The following is a 3,217-nucleotide window of genomic DNA, read 5'->3' on the forward strand; positions in this document are numbered from 1 at the left end:
CCTCTCCCCAACGGGGAGAGGGAAGGGGCCCGGCGATGCGGCGAAGCCGCGTCGGTGGGAAGGGTGAGGGGGCTTCCCTCAAACCTCCGCCGAGCCGCCATCGACCGGAATGGTCGCGCCGGTCGTGTAGGCCGATGCGCGCGAGGCGAGGAAGATCGCGACGCCGGCGGCGTCTTCCGGCGTGCCGATGCGGCCGAGCGGATTGCCGGCCTTGATCGCATCGCCGAAACTTTCCAGCGTCGCCTTCATCATCTGGCTCGGAAAGGGGCCGGGCGCGATCGCGTTGACGAGGATATGTTCGCGCGCCAGGCGCTTCGCGAGATGCCGCGTCAGCATGATGACGCCGGCCTTGGACGAGGAATAGGCATAGGTTTCGAGTTCCGGCGGCTCGATGCCGTTGACCGACGCCGTGTTGATGACGCGGGCGGGATTTGCGGCGCTGGCGGACGCGCGCAGCAGCGGCAGCATCTTCTGTGTCAGGAAGAAGACGCCCTTGAGGTTGATGTTCTGCACCTTGTCCCAGCCGCTTTCGGAATATTCGTCGATCGGCTCGCCCCAGGCCGCGCCCGCATTGTTGATCAGCACGTCGAGCTTCTTCTCGCGTTTCGAAAGTTCGGCCGCGATGCCGGCGATGCCTTCCTGCGTGCCGAGGTCGAAGGGCAGCGAAATGCAGGTGCCTTTCTTCGACAGTTCCTCGGCGAGCTCGTTGCAGGCCTGCGCCTTGCGCGCGGTGATGTAGACCTTCGCCCCGTTCTCGACGAAGCCGGTCGCGATCATCTCGCCGATGCCGCGCGAGCCGCCGGTAATGAGCACCGTCTTGCCCGCGACGCTGAAGAGATTTTTCATGGAAGTTCCCCTGCTGGATTTTCAATGGCGGGAAGCTAGCTGACGCAGGGGAAATCGGCAAATGGCCGGAAAAAACTTGTCATCCCGGCGCTCACCAAAAACAGAAGTGTCATCCCGGCGAAAGCCGGGATCCATGGGTGGCCCGTCACACGCCGCGCGTCAGATGGGCCCCGGCTTTCGCCGGGGTGACAATGAAAGTGAGGCGAACAAAAAAGGGCGCCTCTTTCGAGACGCCCTTTCTTCATTCAAAACGCTGCCTCAGAAGGCGGCCGCGTCGAGGGCCATGTAGCCGTCGGCGCCTTGTTTGGCGCGTTCGAGCCAGCTCGCCGTCATCGGGATTTCGCGTTCCATCCAGTAGCGCGCCAGCACCAGCTTGCGCTCGTAGAATTCGCGGTTGCCTTCGCCGGCTTTCAGTTTCGCCAGTGCGATCTTCGCCATCTGCGCCCACATCCAGCCCAAGGCCACCGTGCCGAAAATGTTCAGCATGTCGTAGGAGGCGGCACCCGCATTGTCGTAATTCTTCGGTGCGTTCTCCATCAGCCAGCCGGCCGCTTCGCCGAGGCGCTTGTAGCCCGCGCGCAAGGGTTCCACGAAAGGCTTCATTTCGGCGTCGCCTTCGTTTTCCTTGATGAATTCCTCCAGCTTGGCAAAGAAGGTCATGGTCGCGCGGCCGCCCTTGGCCGTCATCTTGCGGCCGACAAGGTCGAGCGCCTGGATGCCGTTGGCGCCTTCATAGACCTGGTTGATGCGCGCATCGCGCACGAACTGTTCCATGCCGTGGTCGCGCACATAGCCGTGCCCGCCGAACACCTGCATCGAATCGTTCGCCGCCTGAAAACCGCGATCGGTGAAGAAGGCCTTGATGATCGGCGTCATCAGCTGCGCCATGTCGGCGGCTTCCTCGCGTTCCTTGTCGTCCTTGCCGAAAACCTGCAGCGTGAACAGCATCGACACATACATGGCGAGCGCGCGGGCGCCCTCCACGAAGGAGCGCGACGAAATCAGCAGGCGCCGCACATCCGGGAACACCATGATCGGGTCGGCGGGCCCGTCCGGGTTTTTCGCGCCGGTCAGTGCGCGGCCCGCCAGGCGCTCCTGCGCGTAAGCCACGCCGTTCTGATAGGCGACTTCGCCGATCGCGATGCCCTGAATGCCGACGCCCATGCGGGCGCCGTTCATCATCCCGAACATGCCGGCCATGCCGGCCGATTTCGACTTTTTCACTTCGCCGGTCTCGGTCTTCTTCTCCTTCGGCGCGCCGCCGAGGCGGTAGGCGACCGCGTCGTCGAAATTCAAGACCGCCGTCGCATTGCCCTTGATGCCCATTTTCTTTTCGATCGAGCCGGTCGAAACGCCGTTCCGCCCCTTGATCTCGCCGGTCTCCTTGTCGACCAGCATTTTCGGCACCATGAAGAAATTGACCGTCGAGAGATCGTTGGCGAGCTTGCCGTCCTCGCCCGGCACTTTGGCGATCACCATATGGATGATGTTGTCGGTCATGTCGTGGTCGCCGCCGGAAATGAAAATCTTGGTGCCGGTCAGGCGGTAAGTGCCGTCTTCCTGTTCGACGGCCTTGGTCTTCATCAGCTTCAGGTCGGTGCCGCAATGCGGCTCCGTCAGGCACATGGTGCCGGTCCATTCGCCGGAAATCATTTTCTTCGCCACATGCTCGCGCATCCAGGGCTCGCCCGTCGCCCAGAGCGCGGAGTAAGCCGCCGTCGTCAGGCCGGGATACATCGAAAAGGCCTGGTTCGCCGACATGCCCATTTCGGTGAAGGCAAAGGTGATGACGGAAGGCAGCCCCGCGCCGCCCGCATCTTCCGGCGCGCCGAGGCGGTTCCAGCCGTCGGCGCAATATTTCTCGAAGGCTTCCTTGAAGCCCGGCGGCGTCCTGACGACGCCGTTTTCGAGCACGCAGCCATGCTCGTCGCCGACCTGGTTCAGGGGCTGCAGAACCTCCTCGCAAAACTTCGCGCCGCCTTCGAGGATCGCTTGCGTCATGTCGGGCGTCAGATCGCCGAAGCCCGGCACGTCGCCGCGCTTGTCGATGCCCAGCAGCTCGTGAAACAGGAACATGAAATCTTCGACGGGGGCCTTGTAGCTCGGCATGGGGGCTTGCTCCTTCGATGGGGCGATTGAACTGAAACTCGGGACTTTGAACCAAACCTTGAATGTCACCCCGGCGAAAGCCGGGGTCCATGGGTCTTCAATACAGTCTCCCGTCGGCAAGGCTCCGACAAGGGTGCCGGCCTGTCCGCCGAAGCGGGCACCGCCCGCGAAGGCGGAGGCCCATGGGCGGATGAGCCAACCTCGGCAAAGGGCTTAAGTCCCCACCGCCGCAGCGTCAACTCGCATCGCGCGAACGGCCGAC

General features: G+C 63.2%; 2 protein-coding genes. Both read right to left on the reverse strand.

Annotated features, from left to right (window positions below; all coding sequences use genetic code 11):
* Positions 1–78: 78 nt before the first annotated feature.
* Positions 79–846, reverse strand: a complete 768-nt coding sequence (locus WEB61_RS09860; protein ID WP_368064169.1) for an SDR family oxidoreductase — start codon at positions 844–846, stop codon at positions 79–81.
* A gap of 258 nt (positions 847–1,104) precedes the next feature.
* The gene (locus tag WEB61_RS09865) at positions 1,105–2,955 is read right to left on the reverse strand and encodes an acyl-CoA dehydrogenase C-terminal domain-containing protein (protein ID WP_368064170.1); all 1,851 of its coding nucleotides are present in this window, start codon (positions 2,953–2,955) and stop codon (positions 1,105–1,107) included.
* Positions 2,956–3,217 lie beyond the last annotated feature (262 nt).

This window comes from Parvibaculum sp. (genome assembly GCF_040882025.1).
GTDB lineage: Bacteria > Pseudomonadota > Alphaproteobacteria > Parvibaculales > Parvibaculaceae > Parvibaculum.

What these genes read in the sequence shown, in the direction of transcription:
- WEB61_RS09860 (WP_368064169.1), bottom strand. Translation starts at nt 846, where the DNA reads ATGAAAAATCTCTTCAGCGTCGCGGGCAAGACGGTGCTCATTACCGGC.
- WEB61_RS09865 (WP_368064170.1), bottom strand. Translation starts at nt 2,955, where the DNA reads ATGCCGAGCTACAAGGCCCCCGTCGAAGATTTCATGTTCCTGTTTCAC.